Origin of the sequence: Nonomuraea sp. C10 (assembly GCF_008017515.1) — a bacterium.
GTDB lineage: Bacteria > Actinomycetota > Actinomycetes > Streptosporangiales > Streptosporangiaceae > Nonomuraea > Nonomuraea ferruginea.
In genome coordinates this window covers 152,553-172,831 of sequence record NZ_VPFF01000003.1, presented here as the reverse complement: position 1 = coordinate 172,831, position 20,279 = coordinate 152,553, and the positions used below count along the sequence as shown (strand labels likewise).

Below are 20,279 nucleotides of genomic sequence, written 5' to 3'. Positions count from 1 at the left end.
GCTGGTGACCTGACGCCCTACCAGGCGTAGTCCTCCGGCGCGGTGCGGTGGCCAGGGAAGATCTCGTCCAGCTTGGCCAGCGCCTCGTCGTCGAGCTCGATCTCGAGCGTGCGCATGGTGCCGTCGAGCTGCTCCAGGGTGCGCGGGCCGATGATCGGCGCGGTCACCGCGGGCTGCTTCAGCAGCCAGGCCAGCCCGACGTGCGCGGGGTCCTCGCCCAGCTCGTCGCAGAGCTTCTCGTACCGCTCGATCTTGTCGCGGTGCTTCTCCAGCTCCGTGAGCATGCGGTCGGCGGCCGAGCGGCCCTTGTCGATCTTGCGCAGGACGCCGCCGAGCAGGCCGCCGGCCAGCGGGCTCCACGGGATGACGCCCAGGCCGTAGTCCTCGCACGCGGGCAGCACCTCCAGCTCGACCGCCCTGGTCAGCAGGTTGTAGTGGCTCTGCTCGCTGACGAGGCCGAAGAAGCCGCGCCGGGCCGCCGTCTCCTGCGCCTTGGCGATGTGCCAGCCGGCGAAGTTGGACGAGCCGACGTACAGGATCTTGCCCTGCTGGCGCAGCACCTCCATCGCCTCCCAGAACTCGTCGAACGGCGTGCGCCGGTCGACGTGGTGGGCCTGGTAGATGTCGATGTAGTCGGTCTGCATGCGCTTGAGCGAGGCGTCGCAGGCCCGGCGGATGTTGAGCGCCGACAGCCTGCTCTCGTTGGGCCAGTCGCCCATGTCGCCGTAGAGCTTGGTGGCGATCACCGTTCTCTCACGGCGGCCGTCTCCCTGGGCGAACCACCGGCCCAGGATGTTCTCGGTGATGCCCTCGCCCTTCTTCCAGCCGTAGACGTTGGCCGTGTCGAAGAAGTTGAGGCCCAGCTCGTGAGCCCTGTCCATGATCGCGAACGAGTCTTCTTCGGAGGTGTGCGGGCCGAAGTTCATGGTGCCGAGGCAGAGCGGGCTGACCCGGAGGCCGCTGCGCCCGAGGTTCACGTAGTCCATGCTTTCCACACTAGGTACCTGGAGTGCGCTCCAGGCCATAGGGTTGGGGCCGTGTTCTCGGGGCTGGTGCGCGCTTCGGTGCCGCTGTTCCTCTCGATGGTCACCAACCTGCTCGGCGCGGTCGTGGTCACCGCCGTGCTCGGCCGCCACGCCACCGTCACGCTCGCCGCCTTCGCCGTCATGACCGCCGTGCTCACTCCCGCGTCCACGGCCGTCGCGGGCGCGTTACGCGGGCTCGCGCCGTTCGTCGCCCCGCACCGCGACGACCCCGACGCGGTGCTGCCGGTGCTGCGCGACGCCCGGTGGCTGAGCCTGCTCGTGGGCCTGGCGGGCGCGCTGGCGGTGCTGGGCGTGCCCGCGCTGGCCGAGGCCGCCGGGGTGCCCGCCGAGGTGGTGGCCGAGCTGGGGGTGCTGCCCTGGCTGCTCGCCCTCTACCTGGTGATCTACGCCGCGGGCGGCGGCGCCACCGCCGTGCTGGTGGCCATCGGGCGCAGCCGGGGCGTGCTGTGGGCGAGCCTGGCGAGCACGGCGGTGATGATCGCGCTGGCCGTCGCGCTGGTGCCGCCGCTCGGGCTGACCGGTGTCGGGGTGGCCTGGACGCTGTCGGGGCTCACCCTGGTCGGCGTCGGCGACCTGGCGCTGCGCCGGGCCCTGGGCCGTCCGGTCGGCCGGGGCCGGCCGCGACCGCGGGAGATCGCCCGGCTGGCCGCGGTGAGCCTGCCGCTGGCGGCGACGGTGCTGATCAAGTTCGGCGCGCTGGGCGTGATCACGTTCGCGGCCGGCATCACCGGCGCCCGCGACGCCGCCGCGCACGCGGTGCTGGCCACGCTCACCGGGTTCATCGTGCTCGCCGCCATGGCGGTCGGGCAGGCGTCGGTGCCCGAGGTGTCGCGCGCCGCCACCGTCGCCTCGGCGCGCCGCGCCAACCGCGCCGCGGCCCTGCTCGCCGTCGGCGGCACCACGCTCGCCGCGCTGACGCTGCTGGTGCTGGGCGGCCCGGTGCTGGGGCTGTTCACCGGCGATCCCGCCGTGCGCGGCGTGGCGCTGGCGCTCCTGCCGCTCATGCTGCTGTCCTCGATGGCCGACTCGGTCCAGGCCGTGCAGGGCTTCGGCCTGACGGGGCTGAAGCGTACGGGGGCCAGCCTGGCGTACTTCGCCGCCGGCTACGGGCTGCTCGCGCTGGCCGCCGTGCCCGTGGCCGCGACCTGGGGGGTCACCGGGCTGTGGGTCGCCCTGCTCGTGGGCAACCTGCTGCTGGCCGTCCTCCAGGCCACCGGGTTCCACCGGCACAGCGCGCGGGTGGGCCGGGCCGAGGGTCGCCGTGTCGCGGGTCAGAGCTCGCCCGGGTGACCGCGCTCGCCGCGGACCAGCCGGGCGCCCAGGTCGGAGATCTCGTGCACCATCATGTTGGCCTGGCGGGTGCTGGTGATCAGCCCGGAGCCGTGCAGCACCTGGGCGTGCTGGCTCGCGTTCGACAGCGACGCTCCGGTGCGGCGGGCGAGTTCGGTGGTGGTGCAGCCCGTGCCCGAGGCGACGCACCGCAGGATCCGGGCGCGCGTGGCGCCGAGCAGCGCCGCCAGCGAGTCCTGGGGGCCGGCGGCGGGCTCCGGGCGGCCGGTCACCGGGTAGACCAGGACCGGCGGCAGCCGCGGGTCGAGCAGCGCGACCGGGGTGATCCGGCAGAAGTACGAAGGGATCAGGGTCAGACCCCGCCCGCCCAGCCGGATCTCATGGTCACCGGCCGGATAGTCGGCTTCCAGAGCAGGGGGACGCCAGCGCAGCGTCGGTGCCAGGCCCGCGAGCATGGTCTCCGTACCGTGGTCGACCAACCGGCGGGCCAGACCGGTGCGCTCCTGGCCCAGCACGCTTTCCAGTGTCGTGCGCAGCGGGCCGAGCGCCGTACGGCAGTAGCCGGCCACCAGGCCGGAGACTCGGCGGACGGCCCGCTGATCGCCTCTGAGCAGGTCGTCCAGGCCGCCCGGCAGACCGGCGTGCGTGTGTAAGACGGCCATCTCCTGCCGGACGCGTATCCGCGGGGTGTCGCCCAACGCGGCGATGCCGTCGTCGAATCCGCCCTGGGATTCGATCGGCGTAAGGAAGTCGGGAAAGTACGCGCCCGCCGGGACGAGGGGGACCAGTGTCCGCCGGACGGGTTCGAGCAGCCCCGCCGAGGCCAGGTCGGCACGCGCCCGGCGCCGCCAGCCGTCCATCTCCCGGCCACCGCCGCGTTCGCGCAGGCGGTAGAGGCTCATCACCGCCTCCCACAGGAAGTCGACGCGGGAGGCGATCCGTACCCGGGCGAGGTCGTCGGCGGTGAAGACGATCCTCAGCAGGCCACCCGACATGGTCCCAGTATCTCCGCCCGGCGCGGGCCTGAGCTCCATGTTCCACTCCAGAACGGAACACGGTGACACGTCAGATCATCGATTTGTACCTTTTCCAGGACAGACCGGTCAGACCCGCACACGCCCCTCCAGGACTCATCGACGATGACGCAGCGAACCATCCCCCACGCGCAGATGAGTGAGGCCCGAGCGGTGAGCTGGCCGACGCTGTTCGCTCCGCCGGCGTTCCTGCTCCTTCCTGTGGCGCTCGCCGCCTACCTGACGCTGCCGCCTGCCGCAGGGGGCGCTGCCGCGCTCGTCAACGGCCTTCCCGGCCTGGTCGAGGGCCGGCCGCCGGCGTCGTACGTCGTCTGGTCGGTCGCCGTGACGGCACTGACAGCGGCGGGAGGGGCGCTCGCCCTGGTGGCGAGCCTGTATCTGGCCGCGGGACGGTTCGGCGGCAGCGTCGCCGCGGCGATCCGCGAGGCCGCGCGGCGCTCGGGGACCTTGCTCGCCCTGGCGGCGCTGGTGGCGCTCCGCCTGCTGCCCCACGCGCTGGTCGTGGCGTCGTCCGCCGTCGTCGCCCAGTGGACCGGCCAGCGCTGGATCGTGACCGTCACGGTGGCCGTGGCCGTGGTGATCGCGCTGCCCGTGATGCTGGTGCTGCCCGTCGTCCTCGTGGCGGGCCACCCGGTGACCGGCGCGTTCCGCCGCGCGCGCGAGACGGTGTCCGGCCGGCGTACGAAGGCGACGCTGCTCCTCGCGGCCGCCACCTCGGCCACCCCGGCCCTGGCGTTCGGCGTCCACCTGTGGCTCGCTCCGCTGCTGCCCGACGCGGTGAAAGCCGTCGCCGCCGCGCTGGGCGCCGCCCTCCTCCTCGCCGTGATCCCCCTCACCGCTCAGGCGCTCGCCTCCTTCCACGTCCCCGCGGAGCCCCGGCCGGAGCCGGCGAGGACCGCCCCCGCGATGCCGGCCGCCATCTCGCTTCTGCTGATCGGGGTGGGCGCCGTCACCGTCCTGTCCCCGTTGCCCGAGGTCACCGACCGTACGGTCCGGATGGTCCCCGTGGACGATCCCGACCGAGCACCGTCGTCCCTGGCGGATCCCGAGCCCTCCGACGACGATCATCTTCCGGGCGAGGTCCGTCCCTTCATGGACCGCGGCGACCTCGCGCACCTCGCCATCCGGCCGGACGGGACGCCGCTGCTGGCCGGCTACGACCCCCGTGCCGTCGGCGCGACCACCCTGACGTGCGTGGACATGGCCTGCGACGTCCCTTCGCTCGGCTGGGTGCGCCCCTACGCGTTCACCGACGACCCCGTCTCCGCCACGACCCTGGCTGACGGCAGTGTCGTCCACGCGGGCTGGCAGGACGGACCTGAGGCCACGCTGCACCTGATCCGATGCGTGAGCACAGGACAGTGCACGCCGTCGGCCGGGCCGGTCACCCGGGCCGGGACCACCGGCAGGCTGCAGGACCTCGCGCTGGCCGCTGGTCCCGCCGGCGGCGTCCTGGTCGCCGTGGCGAACCGCGACGGAGACGCGGTCACCGAGTTGTCGCTGACGTCGTGCGACGACGCGCGGTGTCCGCGGCCCCGGACCGTCCCGCTGGCGGCGGCCCTGCCGTACGACCGGGCGAGCTCCACGATGAGGGGGAGACTCGCCGTGGCCGTCGTCCCGCCGGATCGCCCCGTCGTGACCTGGCTCGAACCCGCTTCCAGCACGCTGCGGGTGATCGTCTGCGATACCGCCGCCTGCCTCCGCCCGGAGCTGACCACGCACCGGCTCGCCGACGAGTTCTCCAGCGACGACACCGTCAAGGCGGGTGCCGTCGCCGTCGCCGTCCCTCCTGACGGCCGCCCGGTCGTCGCCTACCAGGGCGGCGCGGGAGACCTGCGGCTGCTGCGGTGCCGGGGCCAGGACTGCGCGCGGACCGATGCGATGCGGCTGGGATCCGGCCTGACCTCTCCCGGCGTGTCCAGCCTCGTCCTCGACGGGAGCCTGCGCTCCTACGAACCCACGGTTCCCCGCAGGCCCCACCTGCTCGTGGACCCGTCCGGGCGGGTCGTCCTGGCCGCCTACGACGGGCGGCGGCGCGCTCTGGTGCTGGCGACCTGCGACGGCGGCGCCTGCGACCGCGCTCCGATCGCCCGCGTGGAGGGTGCGGGTGGGCCGCTCGCGCTGGCCCTCGACCGGGCCGGGCGTCCCACGGTGGCCTGGGAGGAACGCCTCGACGACAGGGAGTGGCGGCTGCGCATCACCACACCGGACGGGTCATAGCCGGGGAGGCGTGACGTTTGGGGCATGATGGCGGCGTGGGGGGACTGCTGATCAGGATGCTCGGGGTGGCGCTGGCCGCCCTGGCCGTGCTTCCGGCGTCGGCCGCGGCCGACGACGGGGAGCGGTTGTTCACCTTCCGCGACCCGCGCATCACCGAGTCCAGCGGGCTGGCCGTCTCGCCCACCCACGACGACGTCTACTACACCCACAACGACAGCTCGGCGCAGCCGGAGTTCTACGCGGTCGGGGCCGACGGCAGGACCAAGGCCACCTTCCGGCTGCGGGGGGCCGAGGCGCGCGACTGGGAGGCCATGGCGGCGGTCAAGGACCCCGAGACCGGGCGCGGGGTGCTGTGGTTCGCCGACATCGGCGACAACCTCGACGGGGCGTGGCCCGACGTCTCGATCTACAAGGTGATGGAGCCGCGCACGCTCGCCGACGCCACCCTGCCCGCCGTCCGCTACCGGTTCCGCTACGCCGACGGGGCCAGGAACGCCGAGGGCATCATGGTGAACCCCAGGACCGGGCGGCTCCACGTCGTGACCAAGGAGTTCGCCGGCGGGGTCTACGTGGCCCCCAAGAAGCTGCGTACTGACAGGACCAACACGCTGCGCAGGATCGGGAGCGCGCCGATCATGGCCACCGACGCGGCGTACGCGCCCGACGGCTCGTCGTACGTGATCCGCACGTACTTCTCCGCGACCCTGTACGAGCCGTCCGGCAAGATGATCGCCAAGGTGCCGATGCCGGAGCTCAGGCAGGCCGAGTCCATCGCGTACACCCGGGACGGCACGGCCCTGCTGACCGGGTCGGAGGGGGTGCGCAGCCCTGTCCACAGGGTGCCGTTGCCGGCCGCCGCGACGCCCACGCCCTCGCCCACGCCGTCCGAGCGGCCCCGCGCGCAGGGCACCACCGCGGCGGCCGAGCCGGCGGGCGGCGGGCTGACGGGGCTGAACGTGCTGATCTGGCTGGGGGCGGCGGCGCTGGCGATCGGCGCCATCACGTTCCTGGCGCGCATCACGCGCTGAGGGCCGCTACGGACGCATGCCGGCGGTGAACATGTCGCCGCGCAGGGCCCGCTCGACGGCCTCGATCGAGCGGGCCAGGCGCACCAGGCGGGGGCCCTCCTGGCGGTAGGTGTCGAGGACCGCCTCGATGGCGTGCGGCGGCAGGTGGCCCTTGAGGTCGACCGCCGCCCCCCGGTAGCCCGCGCGGGCCGCCTCGACCGCGGAGCCGACGTGGTGGCGGGCCATCCGGGCGAGCGCGACCGGATGCCGCCTCAGCACCTCGTAGGCCCGGTAGTCGGGCGGCACGGCGTCGAGGAGCCAGGCGACGGCCGACCTCTCCCAGTCGGGCACGCTGGGGGGTCGCACCTCGGCGGGCCATTCGGGCGGGACATACATGCCTTCATCGTACTCATGTTCGATTCACCATCACAGGGCGAGGTGGACGCACCGTTTTGGATACATTCACCACGTGACGGAGAAGATCGGAGTCGTGGGGGCCGGGATCGTCGGCCTGGCGGTCGCTCGCGAACTGGCCGCCACCAGGGGCGCCGAGGTGACCGTGCTGGAGAAGGAGGGCCGCGTCGGGGCCCACCAGACCGGCCACAACAGCGGGGTCGTGCACGCGGGCATCTACTACCCGCCCGGCTCGCTGAAGGCCAGGCTCTGCCGCGAGGGCGTGGCGCTGCTGAAGGAGTACTGCGCGCGGCACGCTCTCCCGTACGAGGAGGTCGGCAAGCTCGTGGTGGCCGCCACCCGGGCGGAGCGGCCGCGGCTGGCCGCGCTGGCAGAGCGGGCCAGGGCCAACGGCGTGCCCGGCATCACCGAGCTGGACGCGCTCGGGCTGCGCGAGGTGGAGCCGCACGCGGTCGGCGTCGCGGCGATCCACTCGCCGCACACCGCGATCGCCGACTTCCCCGCGGTCGCGCGCCGGCTCGCGCTCGACGTGGCGGAGCTGGGCGGCTCGGTACGGCTGCGGCATCCGGTCAGGGGCATCAGGGAGACCTCCAGGGGCGTGGAGGTGGTGGCGGGGACGGGCAGGTTCGCCTTCGACCGGCTGGTGGTCTGCGCCGGGCTCGGCACGGACGCGGTGGCCGCGATGGCGGGCCGGCCGGGCTCGGTGCGCATCGTGCCGTTCCGCGGCGAGTACTACGCGCTCCGGGGGGCGGCGAGGGGCCTCGTGCGCGGGCTCATCTACCCGGTGCCCGACCCGCGCTACCCGTTCCTCGGGGTGCACCTCACCCGGCACGTCGGCGGCGAGGTGCTGGTGGGGCCGAACGCGGTGCTGGCGGGCGCGTACGAAGGCTACATATGGCGAAATTTTCGTAATTTTCCTCAGATTCTCGCCTGGCCCGGCACCCTCCGCATGGCCCGCCGCCACTGGCGCACCGGCGTCAAGGAGGTCTACGGCTCGCTGGTCAAGAGCGCCTTCACCGAGGCCGCGCGCCGCTACGTCCCCGAGCTCACCGCCGATGACCTGCGGCGCGCCGCGGGCGGCGTGCGCGCGCAGGCGGTGGCGCGCGACGGCTCGCTGGTGGACGACTTCGCGGTGGACGTGCTCGGGAACGTCGTCCTCGTACGGAACGCGCCTTCCCCCGCTGCCACGTCGAGCCTGGCCATCGCCCAGCACATTGCCGGAATTGTTCCGGCACCCTCCCGATGAGTGCATCCTTGATGGTGATGGAAGCGCGCCTGTTGATCGTCGAAGACGACCCGAACATCCTCGAACTCCTCGCCGCGAGCCTGAGGTTCGCGGGCTTCGACGTGTCCACCGCCAAGAGCGGCGCCGACACGGTCGCCGCGGTCCAACGGCAACGCCCGGACCTCGTGGTGCTCGACGTCATGCTGCCCGACCTGGACGGCTTCGAGATCGTGCGGCGGCTGCGGAGCGGCGGCATGCACACGCCCGTGGTGTTCCTGACGGCCAAGGACGAGACCGAGGACAAGATCCGCGGGCTGACGATCGGCGGCGACGACTACGTGACCAAGCCGTTCAGCCTGGAAGAGGTCGTGGCCAGGATCCACGCCGTGCTCCGCCGTACCAGCGGCGACGCGCAGCCGCCACCGCCCAGGCTGACGTTCGCCGACATAGAGCTGGACGAGGAGAGCCACGAGGTGTGGCGCGGCGGCCACGCCGTCGCGCTGTCCCCGACCGAGTTCAAGCTGCTGCGCTACTTCATGACGAACGCCGGACGGGTGCTGTCCAAGCCGCAGATCCTCGACCACGTGTGGGACTACGACTTCCGCGGCGAGGTCGGCATCGTCGAGTCCTACGTCTCGGTGCTCCGCCGTAAGATCGACAATCGCAGTCCGCGGCTCATCCACACCCTGCGCGGCGTCGGATACGTCCTGCGGTTGCCGCCGAGCGGCTGATGGCCAGGTCGGGCCGGCTGCCGCTCCGGATCAAGCTCATGGCCTCGATGCTGGCGCTGCTCGGCATCGGCATGTCGTTCATCGGCGTGGTGAGCGTCTCGGTCCTGCACGGCTACCTGATGGACCGCGTCGACGGCCAGGTCAACCTGATCTCGGTACGGGTCCAGAAACGGCTGATCATCGACGCCGAGCGGCGCGAGCAGGGCAGGCAGACGTCCGAGAAGCCGCTGCTCATCGAGTCGGACACGATCGTGCTGCTGCGCGACCCGTACGGCGGGCTGACCCCCGCCCAGGGTGACAGGGACGTCGACCAGAAGCCCAAGCCGCAGCTGGAGGACTCGCCGGGACCCGGCGTCTACACCGCGCCCGCCGTGAGCGGCCCCGGCGAGTGGCGGGTGCGCGAGACCGCCACCCCGTACGGCACGTTCGTGGTCGCCACCGACCTGACCGAGGTCAATGAGATCACCCGGCGGCTCGTCTTCATCGAGCTGCTGGGCGGCGGCGGCATCGTGCTCATCCTGGCCGTGGTGGGCGTCACCATCGTGCGGCGCAGCATGCGGCCGCTGGTCGAGATCGAGCGGACCGCCGGCACCATCGCCGCGGGCGAGCTGGGCCGCCGGGTGCCCGACGGCGACTCGCGCACCGAGGTCGGGCGGCTGGCCACGGCGCTCAACGGGATGCTCGCGCAGATCGAGAGCGCGTTCGCGGCGCGCTCGGCCTCGGAGGAGGCCGCCAGGCGCTCCGAGGACCGGATGCGGCAGTTCGTCACCGACGCCTCGCACGAGCTGCGCACCCCGCTCACCTCGATCCGCGGCTTCGCCGAGTACGCCCGCCAGAACCCCGGCGCCGACCCGGCCGAGCTGATGCAGCGGGTGGAGAACGCGGCCGGCCGGATGACCCTGCTCGTGGACGACCTGCTGCTGCTCGCCCAGGTGGACCAGCACCGCCCGCTCAAGATGCGCCCGGTGGACATGCTGGCGCTGGCAGCCGACGCGGTGCAGGAGGCGCGCATCCTCGCCCCCGACCGGCAGATCGACCTGGACGTCGTCGGCGGCGCCGCGCTCATCGTCTCCGGCGACGAGGTGCGGCTGCGCCAGGTGGTCGGCAACCTGACCTCCAACGCGCTCATCCACACCGAGGAGGGCACCCCGATCACCGTGCGGGTCGGCGCCGGCGACGGGACGGTCTTCCTGGAAGTGGCCGACAAGGGGCCCGGACTCAGCCCCGACCAGGTGGACCGGGTCTTCGAACGCTTCTACCGGGCCGACTCTGCCAGGTCCAGGCGGCGTTCCGGCGAGGACCGGGGCAGCGGGCTCGGCCTGGCCATCGTGCAGGCGCTCGTGCAGGCGCACGGCGGCACGGTCGTGGCGCGGAGCGCGCCCGGCGAGGGCGCCACGTTCCGCGTCGAACTCCCACTCGCCTTGGAGTGAGCCTTCAGCGTTTCCTCAGGTCACTGGGCCACCCTGAGAGGGTGAGCAAACCCGAGGCGCTGATCATGGTGGTGGACGACGAGCCCAGCATCAGGGACCTGCTCTCGGCGAGCCTGCGTTTCTCCGGGTTCGAGGTGGTCACCGCCGCCGACGGCAACGAGGCCGTCGAGGTCGCCAAGCGGACCGGCCCCGACCTGGTGGTGCTCGACGTCATGCTGCCGGACCTCGACGGGTTCGAGGTGGCCAGGCGGATCGACGCGCCGGTGCTGTTCCTGACCGCCCGCGACGCCACCGAAGACAAGATCGCCGGGCTGCGGGTGGGCGACGACTACGTGACCAAGCCGTTCAGCCTGGAGGAGGTCCAGGCGCGCATCCGCGCGGTGCTGCGCCGCACCCGGGGCGAGGGCGCGCCCGCGAGCCGGCTCAAGGTGGCCGACCTGGAGCTGGACGAGGAGGCGCGCGAGGTGTGGCGGGCCGGCCGGCAGGTGCGGCTGTCGCCGACCGAGTTCAAGCTGCTGCACTACTTCATGGCCAACGCCGGCCGGGTGGTGTCGAAGGCGCAGATCCTCGACCACGTGTGGAACTACGACTTCGGCGGCGACGCCGGGGTGGTCGAATCGTACGTGTCCTATCTCCGGCGCAAGGTCGACGACGTGGAGCCGCGGCTCATCCACACGCTGCGCAGCGTCGGATACGTGTTAAGGGAGCCGCCCTCGGGCTAGCTTGACGGTATGGACCTGTTGAGCGCGCTCCAGCGACTGCGCGGGACGCTGGACCGGGAGCTGTTCCCGCTGGCGATCGGCGAGGCGGCGGGCGACCGGCGCGCGCTCAAGGAGCTGACCGGCCAGCTCGACGACTACCTGCTGCCGCGGCTGCGGGCGATCGACGCCCCGCTGCTCGCCGTGGTCGGCGGCTCCACCGGGGCGGGCAAGTCCACGCTGGTCAACTCGCTGGTCGGGGCCGACGTGGCCGAGCCGGGGGTGCTGCGGCCGACCACGCTGGTGCCGACCCTGGTCGCCAACCCGGCCGACCGCGACTGGTTCATGGGCCAGAACGTGCTGCCCGGCATGTCCCGCGCCACCGGCTCCGGCCCCGGCGCGCTCCGGGTGGTGACGTCCGAGGCGCTCGGCGCCGGGCTGGCGCTGCTGGACGCGCCCGACATCGACTCCGTGGTGACCGCCAACCGCGAGCTGGCCGCGCAGCTCCTGGCCGCCGCGGACCTGTGGCTGTTCGTCACCACCGCCGCCCGCTACGCCGACGAGGTGCCGTGGAGCTTCCTGCGCACCGCCCGCGAGCGCAGCACCGCGCTCGCCGTCGTGCTCGACCGGGTGCCTGCCGAGGCCGCGGGGCCGGTCGCCCGCGACCTGGAGCGCCTGCTGACCGAGAACGGGCTCGACGGCACCCGCCTGTTCACCGTGCCCGAGGCGCCGCTGCCCTCCGAGAAGGCCCGACTGCCCGCCGACGCCGTCGCCCCGATCGCCGCCTGGCTCTCCGGGCTCGCCGCCGACGCCGCCGAACGCGCCCGCGTCGTACGGCAGACGCTGTCGGGCGCGCTCGACAGCCTCGCCGTCCGCGTCCCCGCGCTGGCCGGCGCGGTCGAGCGGCAGGAGGCCGGCTTCGGCACGCTGCGTGACGTGGTCGAGGGCGCCTACGCGGGCGGAATGGCGGACTTCGACGAGGGCATGCGCGACGGGTCGCTGCTCCGCGGCGAGGTGCTGGCCCGCTGGCAGGACTTCATCGGCACCGGCGACTTCATGCGCTCCCTGGAGAGCCGGGTGGGGTGGCTGCGCGACCGGATCGTCGGCTTCTTCACCGGCCAGGTGCCCGAGAACCGGCTCAGGGACGCGCTGGAGAGCGGCGTCGAGGCGCTCATCAGGGGATCCGCCGACGCCGCCGCCGAGCGGGCGCTCGAAGGCTGGTCGGCCGCGCCCGGCGGCGCGGGGCTGCTCGACCGGCTCGGCGCGATCGAGTCGGCCCGGCTCGGCCGCGCCGCCCCCGACCTGGGCAAGCGGACCGAGCTGGCGGTGCGCGGCTGGCAGGAGTTCGTGCTCGACCTCGTACGGGAGGAAGGCGCGGAGAGGCGGACCACGGCGCGCGCGGCGTCGTTCGGCGTGAACGGGGCGGGGCTGCTGCTGATGCTGGCCGTGTTCGCCTCGACGGGCGGGCTGACCGGGATCGAGGTGGGGATCGCGGGCGGCACCACCGTGCTGTCGCAGAAGCTGCTGGAGGCGATCTTCGGCGACCAGGCGGTGCGCACGCTCACCATCCGCGCCCGGGAGGACCTGCGGGAGCGGGTGCGGGGGCTGATGGACGAGGAGGCGGCCCGCTTCCTGTCCGTCCTGGAGCCGCTGGAGCCGTCGCGCGGCACGGCCACCGCCCTGCTGGACGCGGCCCGTACGATCCGCGACCACCGGACGGAGCTCCCATCTGGTCGGCGGGACCGTGACCTGGAGGGCCCGCCCTCCGAGAAGGCCCGCCCCGCGGCCGGCCCGTCCGGGACGGGACTCCCTCCCGAGGGTGGCCCCGGCCCGTCCGGGACGGGACCCCGGGAGTCTCCCGGCGGTGGTTCTGAGGCGGGCGGCGCGGAATTCCGGGAGTCTCCCGGCGGTGGTTCTGAGGCGGGCGGCGCGGGACTCCGGGAGTCTCCCGGTGGTGGTTCTGATCCTGGCGGGTCGCCGCGGGCGCGGACGTCCGAGGGAGGGGACGCGCGGTGAAGCTGCTGCGCCGCAAGGAGCGGCCTTCGCTGGACTCGCGGCTGGCCGCGCTGCTGGAGGCGGCCGAGCTGGGCGAGGGGCGGCTGCCGGCGGAGGCCGTCGCGGCGGCGCGCGCGGTGGCCGAGCGGGCGGGGGCGCGGCGCCGGCTGTCCGTCGAGCACACGGTGGCCGCGCTCGCCGGGGCGACCGGCAGCGGCAAGTCGTCACTGTTCAACGCCATGACCGGCACGGACCTGGCCGCCGTCGGCGTCACCCGGCCCACCACGTCGACCGCCCAGGCGGCGCTGTGGGACGGCGCGGGAGCCGGGCCGCTGCTCGACTGGCTCGACGTCCCGCACCGCCACTCCGCGTCCGCCGTCGACGACCTGTCCGGCCTGGTCCTGCTCGACCTGCCCGACCACGACTCGATCCGGCTGTCCCACCGGCTGGAGGTGGACCGGCTGGTGGAGCTGGTCGACCTGCTGGTGTGGGTGCTGGATCCGCAGAAGTACGCCGACGCCGCCATCCACGAGCGCTACCTGCGACCGCTGGCGGGGCACCGGGACGTCATGGTGGTGGTACTCAACCAGATCGACCGCCTCCCGCCCGGCGCGGCGGACCGCTGCCTCAAGGACCTGCGCCGCCTCCTCGACGCCGACGGCCTCACCGGCGTCCCGGTCCTCGGCGTGTCGGCCCGGACGGGCGCCGGCCTGGCCGAACTGCGCACCCTCCTGTCCACCCGGGTCGCGGACCGCGCCTCCTGGTCCGCCCGCCTCGCCGCCGACGTCACCACCGCCGCCACCCACCTGACCACCGCCTCGTCGGCCCTTCCCCGTACGAGCGGTCACACTTCCGGCAGCCCGCGCGGACGGACCGAAGGGTCTGCCGGAGAAGGGACGCTCGCCCTTGACACGGGACCGGCCGACGGCGCCGTACCCCCGGACGCACCGCACCATCAGGCCGAGACCGGCTCCTGGGCCGGGATCGAGGCCCGAGGCGGTGGCGGGCCGCTGAGAAGCGCGCCGGACGGGCAGGCGGCGTTGCCGGCGGTGTCCGGAGACGTCACGGGGCTGGAAGGGCGCCTGGTGGCCGCGCTGTCGCGGGCCGCCGGGGTGCCGGTCGTGGTGGAGGCCGTGGCGAAGGGGCACCGGCACCGGGCCGTGGTCGCCACCGGGTGGCCCGTCACCCGGTGGGTGCGGCGGTTCCGGCCCGACCCGTTGCGGCGGCTGCGGATCGGTGTGGCCGCGCCCGCGTCCTCCCCGGACCGCGAGTTGGTGGGCCGCACCTCCGTACCCGAGGCGTCCGCCGTGCAGCGGGCGCAGGTCGAGACCGCGATCAGGGACGTCGGCGAGTCGGCCGCCGCCGGGCTGCCGGGCGCGTGGGCGGCGTCGGTGCGGCAGGCGGCGCGCTCGCGCTCGGCGGAGCTGGCCGACGCCGTGGACAAGGCCGTCGGCCGCACCTCCCTGGGAGCGACCCGGCGGCCCCGCTGGTGGCGGGCGGTGAACGCGTTGCAGTGGCTCGTGTTCGCGGCCCTGCTGGCCGGGGCGCTCTGGCTGGGCGGGCTGTTCGCGCTGGGCTACCTGCGCCTGCCCGAGCCGCCCCTGCCGACCGCCGGCGAGGTGCCGTGGCCGACCGTGCTGCTGCTCGGCGGCGCGCTGGCCGGGGTGCTCATCGCCCTGCTGTCCAGGGTGGCCGCCTGGCTCGGCGGCCGTCGCCGCGCCCGCAAGGCTTCCAAGGCGCTGCGCGAGGCCATCGGCAGGGTGGGGCAGGAGTACGTGCTCCAGCCCGTCGAAGAGGAACGCGACCGCTACACCCGCTTCGCCGACGCCGTCACCCGGGCGGGCTGAGGATGTCACATTTGCGGCGCCTTTTCCTTCTCATGATGTGAGGAAAGGGGAGGAATGTGACGAAGAAGATCGTGGTGGTCGGCGGCGGGCTGGCCGGGCTGGTGGCGGCCGTCGTCTGCGCGGAGGCGGGGGCGGAGGTGACGCTGCACGAGGCGCACAGGACGCTCGGCGGGCGGGGGCGGGCGATCGCCGGGCCGTACCTGGTTCACGAGGGCGCTCACGTCTTCTACGCCGACGGGCCGCACTGGGCGTGGTTGCGGGAGCGGGGCCTGGTCGACGGGCTGGGCAGACCGGCGGTGCGTGATTACCGGATGGGGTTCGTACGGGACGGCCGGATGCGGCTGCTGCCCCCGGCGGGGTTCCTGCGGATGATGGCGACGGGGCCCAGGACGGCACCGGTCGAGATGGACTTCCACACCTGGGCGTCCAGGTCGTACGGCGAGCGCACGGCCCGGGTGGCCGCCAACGCGATCAGCGTGGTGACGTACGACGCCGACACGGGGCGGTTGTCGGCGGCGTTCGTGTGGGATCTGCTGCGCCGGGTGTTCGCCCCGCGCCCGCCGGCGGTCCGGTGGGTGGTCGGCGGCTGGCAGGCGGTGATCGACCGGCTCGCCGCCCGCGCCCGCGACCTCGGCGTACGCGTCGAGCTGGGCTCTCGCGTGACCGAGCTGCCGGGCGAGCCGACGATCGTCGCGACCGAGCTGTCGTCGGCGCGGCTCCTGCTCGGCGACGACACGCTGCGCTGGGAGAGCGGCGACTGCGTGATGCTGGACCTGGCCGTGCGCTCGGCGCGGGGCGACCGCTTCATCTGCTGGGACCTGGACGACGGCGGCTTCCACGAGAGCTACTCCATGCAGGACCCCACGGCCGCGCCCCAGGGGGAGACGCTGTTCCAGATCGACATGCCGATCCGCCGCGGCGAGACCAGGGCGGAGGCGACCCGGCGGGTGGAGGCGCTGGCCGATCTGGCGGTGCCCGGCTGGCGCGGGCGCGTGACCTGGCGGCGCTCCGGGGCGGCCAGGCACCGTACGGGCGCGCTCGACCTGCCCGGCATGACCTGGCGCGACCGTCCCGCGATCGACCGGGGCCACGGCGTGTTCCTGGCGGGCGACATGGTGGCGGCGCCCGGGATGCGCGGCGAGATCTCCGTCAACAGCGCGATCACGGCGGCCAGGCACGCCCTGCGCGTCGGCGAGCACGCCGCCCGATGACCGGCGACCCCTTCCACACGCACCGCAACCTGCTGTTCAGCATCGCCTTCGACATCCTGGGCAGCGCCGGCGACGCCGAGGACGTGGTGCAGGAGACCTGGCTGCGCTGGCATGGCGTGGACCACGCCCGGGTGGACAACCCCCGCGCCTACCTCGTCCGCGTCGTCACCCGCCTGGCCCTGGACGAACGCGACCGCCTCCACCACGAGTACGTCGGCCCCTGGCTGCCGGAGCCCGGCCCGGACCCGGTGGAGGACGTGGCCCGCGCCCAGGAGGTCACCTACGGGCTGATGGTGGTGCTGGAGACGCTGTCGCCGCTGGAGCGGGCGGCGTTCATCCTGTACGAGGCGTTCGGCTTCCGGCACGCCGAGGTCGCCCGTATCCTCGGCCGCTCTCCCGCCGCCGTCCGCCAGCTCGTCCACCGGGCCCGCGAACACGTCGAGGCCCGCCGTCCGCGGTTCCCCGAGGAGCGGGCCGCCGCCCAGGCCGTCGCGGAGCGCTTCCTCGACGCCGCGCTGGGCGGGAGCATCGCCGGCCTGATGGAGGTGCTGGCTCCGGACGTGACACTGCGCACGGACGGCGGCGGACGCGTCAAGGCCGCCCTGCGTCCGGTCACCGGCAGCGATCGGGTGAGCAGGCTGCTGGCGGCGGTCGCGCCGGTCGGCCTGGAGACGACGGTGTACTGGTCCGCCCAGGACGGCCCGCCCACCGCGGCGCTCTTCTCCGACGGACTGCCGTACGCGGTGCTGGTCGTCGTCATGGCCGAGGACCGGAACCGGATCAGCGAGGTGTACGGCATCCTGAACCCCGACAAACTGGCCCGGCTAGCCCTGTGAGCGGTCGCTCCCGTCAGGGGTGAACGAGGTCGTGAGGTCGCGGAGGGTGGCAAGCAGCGGCCGGAGCAGGGGATGGGACTCGGCGCCGCGGCGGACGGCGGCGAAGACGCGGCGTTCCGGGCCGGGCACGTGGCGGATCGCGACGCCCGGCTGGGCCATGTCGCGCAGGGCCAGCCGGGGCACCAGGGCGACGCCGGCGCCGGCGGCCACCAGGGCGACCACGGCGCGGAAGTCGTCCGAGCAGTGGGCGAAGCGGGGAGTGAAACCGGCCTGCTCACAGGCGAAGGCGATCACGTCGTGCACCGGGTTCCCCGGGTACGGGCCGATCCAGGTCTCATCGGCGAGCGCGGCCAGCGAAGTGCCGGTCGGCGGGTGCGTCTCGGGCAGGACGAGGTCGAAGGGCTCGGCGTACAGCGGGACCCGGGACAGACGCCGGTCGTCGGGGGCGCCCCGGTACTCGACCGCGATCGCCACGTCGGCCTCGCTGTCGAGGAGCATCGTCAGGGACTGGTCGCCCTCCGCGTCGCGTACCCGTACCTGGAGGCCGGGCGCGGAGGCGCGCAGGGCCGTGATAGCGGGGGCGAGCACGGCGCTGATCGCGGTGGCGAAGCAGGCCACGGTCACCTCGCCCGCGGCGCCCGCGGTGTAGTCGGCGACCTCGGCGCGGGCGCGTTCGAGCTGGGCCAGGACCTCGTCGGCGTGTCCCAGCATGATCTTGCCGACGGCGGTGAGGTGGACGCCGCGGCCGTCGCGGATGAACAGCCGGTGGCCGACCTCGTGCTCCAGCGCGGCGAGCTGCTGCGACACGGCGGACGGCGTGAGGTGCAGGGCGGCGGCAGCGGCGGTGACCGTGCCGTGGTCGGCCACCGCCTGGAGCGTGCGCAACCGCCGCGTGTCTATCACGCCGCGAGGATACGCCCTCCGGCCAGGGAAGGGCCGAGCTCAGCCGCGGGCCTGGATGAACGCGTCCACCGCGCGGTCCACGTCCGCCTCGGAGTGGGCGGCCGAGAGCTGGACGCGGATGCGGGCCAGGCCGTGCGGCACCACCGGGTAGGAGAAGCCGATCACGTAGACGCCCAGCTCCAGCAGGCGCTCGGCCATCGCCCCGGCCTCGGCGGCGTCGCCGATCATCACCGGGACGATCGGGTGGTCGCCGGGCAGGATGTCGAACCCGGCCTCGGTCATCCGCCCCCGGAACCGCTCGGTGTTGGCCCGCAGCCGCTCGCGCGCCTCGCTGGTGGTCTCCAGCAGGTCGAGGATGCGCAGCGAGGTGGCGGCGATGGCCGGGGCGAGCGAGTTGGAGAACAGGTACGGGCGGGAGCGCTGGCGCAGCAGCTCGCAGATCTCCCGGCGGCCGGACACGTAGCCGCCGGACGCGCCGCCGAGCGCCTTGCCGAGCGTGCCGGTGATGATGTCGATCCGGTCGGTCACCCCGTGCAGCTCGGGGGTGCCGCGCCCGGTGGGGCCGACGAAGCCGACCGCGTGGGAGTCGTCGACCATGACCATGGCGTCGTAGCGTTCGGCGAGGTCGCAGATGTCGGCCAGCGGCGCGAGGTAGCCGTCCATGGAGAAGACGCCGTCGGTGACGATCAGCCGTCTGCGGGCGTCCGACGACTCCTTCAGCCTGGCCTCCAGCTCGGCCATGTCACGGTTGGCGTAGCGGTGGCGGCGGGCCTTGGACAGGCGGATGCCGTCGATGATGCTCGCGTGGTTGAGCGCGTCGGAGATGACCGCGTCCCGCTCGTCGAGCAGGGTCTCGAACACGCCGCCGTTGGCGTCGAAGCACGAGCTGTAGAGGACGGTGTCCTCCATGCCGAGGAAGTCCGACAGCCGGGCTTCGAGCTCCTTGTGCACCTCCTGGGTGCCGCAGATGAACCGCACCGAGGCCATGCCGAACCCCCACCGGTCCAGCGCCCGCTTGGCGGCCTCGATCACCTCGGGGTGGTCGGCCAGGCCGAGGTAGTTGTTGGCGCAGAAGTTCAGCACCTCCTGGCCCGCCACGCTCACCTGGGAGCTCTGCGGGGTGCTGATGACGCGCTCGGGCTTGTGCAGCCCGGCCTCGGCGATCTCGTCGAGCGTCGCACGCAGCTGGTCGCGTACGTTCGTGAACATCAAGCGCTCCAATCAAGAATGACCTTGCCCGTGCGGCCGCTCGCGGCCGTCTCGAAGGCGGTCTCGAACTCGTGGTACGGGAAGCGGTCGGTGATCACGGGGGAGAGGTCGAGGCCCTTCTCGATCAGGACCGACATGTTGTACCAGGTCTCGAACATCTCCCGGCCGTACACGCCCTTGATGGTCAGCATCGAGATGACCACGGTCGACCAGTCGACGGCGAACTCCTCGGCGGGCAGCCCGAGCATGGCGATCTTGCCGCCGTGGGTCATGCTGGCGATCATCTCGCGCAGCGCCGCCGGGCTGCCGGACATCTCCAGGCCCACGTCGAAGCCCTCTTTCATGCCGAGCTGGCGCATGCCGTCGGCCAGGGAGGCGCGGGAGACGTTCACCGCCAGCGAGACCCCCAGCTTGCCGGCCAGGTCGAGCCGCTCGTCGCTGACGTCGGTGATGACCACGTTGCGGGCGCCGACGTGGGTGGCGACGGCCGCGGCCATCAGGCCGATCGGGCCCGCGCCGGTGATCAGCACGTCCTCGCCGACCAGCGGGAACGACAGGGCGGTGTGCACGGCGTTGCCGAACGGGTCGAAGATGGCGGCCACGTCGGGATGGACGGGCACCCGGTGCACCCACACGTTCGTGGCGGGCAGCGTCACGTACTCGGCGAACGCGCCGTCGCGGTTGACGCCCAGGCCGACGGTGTTGCGGCACAGGTGGCGGCGGCCGGCCATGCAGTTGCGGCACTTGCCGCAGACGATGTGGCCCTCGCCGCTGACCAGGTCGCCGACGGCGATGTCCTCGACGCCCGGCGCGATCTCGACGACGTGACCGGAGAACTCGTGTCCCACGATGAGCGGAAGCTCCAGCGTGTGCCTCGCCCAATCATCGAATTTCTGTATGTGCAGGTCGGTGCCGCAGATGCCGGTTCTCAGCACCCTGATCTTCACCTCACCCGGCCCCACCTCGGGCTCGGGTACCTCGACCAGCGACAGGCCCGGCTCGGCCTTCTCCTTGACCAGTGCTTTCATGGCGAACATCCCCCCAGTCGAACGTTACGCACTGTGCCCGCTCTCCGCCGGACGTGTCCATCGAGGAGTTCTTAAGTGCCCCCACAGCTCCGCTTCACGCCGCAGGTCAGCGGCGATCACTATTACGCAAGAGGGTTGGTTAAGTAGGATGTCGG

The 20,279-nt window shown here is 73.4% G+C and carries 17 protein-coding genes; 11 read left to right on the top strand and 6 right to left on the bottom strand.

Annotated features, from left to right (window positions below; translation table 11 throughout):
• Nucleotides 1-17: 17 nt before the first annotated feature.
• Nucleotides 18-986, bottom strand: coding sequence for an aldo/keto reductase (locus FR742_RS32270; RefSeq protein WP_148035108.1), 969 nt, complete (start codon nt 984-986; stop codon nt 18-20).
• Between the two features lie 51 nt (nt 987-1,037).
• Between FR742_RS32270 and FR742_RS32265 the strand changes: the two genes are divergently transcribed.
• Nucleotides 1,038-2,336: an MATE family efflux transporter gene (locus tag FR742_RS32265; protein ID WP_148035107.1), complete on the top strand. Its 1,299-nt coding sequence runs from the start codon at nt 1,038-1,040 to the stop codon at nt 2,334-2,336.
• Here FR742_RS32265 and FR742_RS32260 read toward each other — a convergent pair.
• On the bottom strand, nt 2,318-3,331 hold the full coding sequence (locus FR742_RS32260) for a helix-turn-helix transcriptional regulator (protein WP_148035106.1): 1,014 nt from the start codon (nt 3,329-3,331) through the stop codon (nt 2,318-2,320). The genes FR742_RS32265 and FR742_RS32260 overlap by 19 nt on opposite strands.
• A 144-nt stretch (nt 3,332-3,475) precedes the next feature.
• Between FR742_RS32260 and FR742_RS32255 the strand changes: the two genes are divergently transcribed.
• Together FR742_RS32255 and FR742_RS32250 are read left to right on the top strand one after the other, a co-directional pair.
• Nucleotides 3,476-5,590, top strand: a complete 2,115-nt coding sequence (locus FR742_RS32255; RefSeq protein ID WP_148035105.1) for a hypothetical protein — start codon at nt 3,476-3,478, stop codon at nt 5,588-5,590.
• Between the two features lie 35 nt (nt 5,591-5,625).
• A complete protein-coding gene (locus tag FR742_RS32250) occupies nt 5,626-6,618 on the top strand; it encodes a hypothetical protein (protein WP_148035104.1) in 993 nt (330 codons plus the stop codon).
• Between the two features lie 6 nt (nt 6,619-6,624).
• On the opposite strand, the gene FR742_RS32245 is transcribed toward FR742_RS32250, so the two are convergent.
• Nucleotides 6,625-6,993 (bottom strand): hypothetical protein, encoded by a 369-nt coding sequence (locus FR742_RS32245; protein ID WP_148035103.1) that lies wholly within the window; start codon nt 6,991-6,993, stop codon nt 6,625-6,627.
• A gap of 73 nt (nt 6,994-7,066) precedes the next feature.
• Here FR742_RS32245 and lhgO point away from each other — a divergent pair, with 73 nt between their 5' ends.
• The 8 genes from lhgO (at nt 7,067) to FR742_RS32205 (ending at nt 16,984) form a co-directional block, all read left to right on the top strand.
• Entirely contained in the window at nt 7,067-8,257 is a 1,191-nt protein-coding gene (gene lhgO / locus FR742_RS32240; RefSeq protein ID WP_261808914.1) for an L-2-hydroxyglutarate oxidase, read from the top strand.
• 17 nt (nt 8,258-8,274) lie between these two features.
• Nucleotides 8,275-8,967 (top strand): response regulator transcription factor, encoded by a 693-nt coding sequence (locus tag FR742_RS32235; protein WP_315970652.1) that lies wholly within the window; start codon nt 8,275-8,277, stop codon nt 8,965-8,967.
• The gene (locus FR742_RS32230; RefSeq protein ID WP_148035100.1) at nt 8,967-10,397 is read left to right on the top strand and encodes a HAMP domain-containing sensor histidine kinase; all 1,431 of its coding nucleotides are present in this window, start codon (nt 8,967-8,969) and stop codon (nt 10,395-10,397) included. The genes FR742_RS32235 and FR742_RS32230 overlap by 1 nt, the downstream gene beginning before the upstream one ends.
• A gap of 65 nt (nt 10,398-10,462) precedes the next feature.
• Nucleotides 10,463-11,119 carry a response regulator transcription factor gene (locus tag FR742_RS32225; protein WP_148037095.1) on the top strand — a complete coding sequence of 219 codons (657 nt, stop codon included), beginning with the start codon at nt 10,463-10,465 and terminating at the stop codon, nt 11,117-11,119.
• Between the two features lie 9 nt (nt 11,120-11,128).
• Nucleotides 11,129-13,111 (top strand): ABC transporter, encoded by a 1,983-nt coding sequence (locus FR742_RS32220; protein WP_261808913.1) that lies wholly within the window; start codon nt 11,129-11,131, stop codon nt 13,109-13,111.
• Nucleotides 13,108-14,937 carry a YfjP family GTPase gene (locus FR742_RS32215; RefSeq protein ID WP_148035099.1) on the top strand — a complete coding sequence of 610 codons (1,830 nt, stop codon included), beginning with the start codon at nt 13,108-13,110 and terminating at the stop codon, nt 14,935-14,937. Before FR742_RS32220 ends, FR742_RS32215 begins: the two co-directional genes overlap by 4 nt.
• A gap of 56 nt (nt 14,938-14,993) precedes the next feature.
• Nucleotides 14,994-16,148 carry an FAD-dependent oxidoreductase gene (locus FR742_RS32210; protein WP_148035098.1) on the top strand — a complete coding sequence of 385 codons (1,155 nt, stop codon included), beginning with the start codon at nt 14,994-14,996 and terminating at the stop codon, nt 16,146-16,148.
• Nucleotides 16,145-16,984 (top strand): sigma-70 family RNA polymerase sigma factor, encoded by an 840-nt coding sequence (locus tag FR742_RS32205; RefSeq protein ID WP_148035097.1) that lies wholly within the window; start codon nt 16,145-16,147, stop codon nt 16,982-16,984. The genes FR742_RS32210 and FR742_RS32205 overlap by 4 nt, the downstream gene beginning before the upstream one ends.
• Here the strand turns inward: FR742_RS32205 and FR742_RS32200 are convergent.
• Genes FR742_RS32200 through tdh form a run of 3 tightly spaced genes read right to left on the bottom strand, consistent with a single transcriptional unit; the run spans nt 16,973 to nt 20,124 of the window.
• Nucleotides 16,973-17,887: a LysR family transcriptional regulator gene (locus FR742_RS32200; RefSeq protein WP_148035096.1), complete on the bottom strand. Its 915-nt coding sequence runs from the start codon at nt 17,885-17,887 to the stop codon at nt 16,973-16,975. The genes FR742_RS32205 and FR742_RS32200 overlap by 12 nt on opposite strands.
• A gap of 39 nt (nt 17,888-17,926) precedes the next feature.
• Nucleotides 17,927-19,096: a glycine C-acetyltransferase gene (locus FR742_RS32195; protein WP_148035095.1), complete on the bottom strand. Its 1,170-nt coding sequence runs from the start codon at nt 19,094-19,096 to the stop codon at nt 17,927-17,929.
• A complete protein-coding gene (tdh, locus tag FR742_RS32190) occupies nt 19,096-20,124 on the bottom strand; it encodes an L-threonine 3-dehydrogenase (protein WP_148035094.1) in 1,029 nt (342 codons plus the stop codon). Before tdh ends, FR742_RS32195 begins: the two co-directional genes overlap by 1 nt.
• Between the last annotated feature and the right edge of the window lie 155 nt (nt 20,125-20,279).

Coding starts and splice junctions, on each gene's coding strand:
- FR742_RS32195 (WP_148035095.1), bottom strand. CDS start 19,096: ATGTTCACGAACGTACGCGACCAGCTGCGTGCGACGCTCGACGAGATC.
- FR742_RS32230 (WP_148035100.1), top strand. CDS start 8,967: ATGGCCAGGTCGGGCCGGCTGCCGCTCCGGATCAAGCTCATGGCCTCG.
- FR742_RS32245 (WP_148035103.1), bottom strand. CDS start 6,993: ATGTATGTCCCGCCCGAATGGCCCGCCGAGGTGCGACCCCCCAGCGTG.
- tdh (WP_148035094.1), bottom strand. CDS start 20,124: ATGAAAGCACTGGTCAAGGAGAAGGCCGAGCCGGGCCTGTCGCTGGTC.
- FR742_RS32205 (WP_148035097.1), top strand. CDS start 16,145: ATGACCGGCGACCCCTTCCACACGCACCGCAACCTGCTGTTCAGCATC.
- FR742_RS32260 (WP_148035106.1), bottom strand. CDS start 3,331: ATGTCGGGTGGCCTGCTGAGGATCGTCTTCACCGCCGACGACCTCGCC.
- FR742_RS32225 (WP_148037095.1), top strand. CDS start 10,463: ATGGTGGTGGACGACGAGCCCAGCATCAGGGACCTGCTCTCGGCGAGC.
- FR742_RS32270 (WP_148035108.1), bottom strand. CDS start 986: ATGGACTACGTGAACCTCGGGCGCAGCGGCCTCCGGGTCAGCCCGCTC.
- FR742_RS32220 (WP_261808913.1), top strand. CDS start 11,129: ATGGACCTGTTGAGCGCGCTCCAGCGACTGCGCGGGACGCTGGACCGG.
- FR742_RS32235 (WP_315970652.1), top strand. CDS start 8,275: ATGGAAGCGCGCCTGTTGATCGTCGAAGACGACCCGAACATCCTCGAA.
- FR742_RS32255 (WP_148035105.1), top strand. CDS start 3,476: ATGACGCAGCGAACCATCCCCCACGCGCAGATGAGTGAGGCCCGAGCG.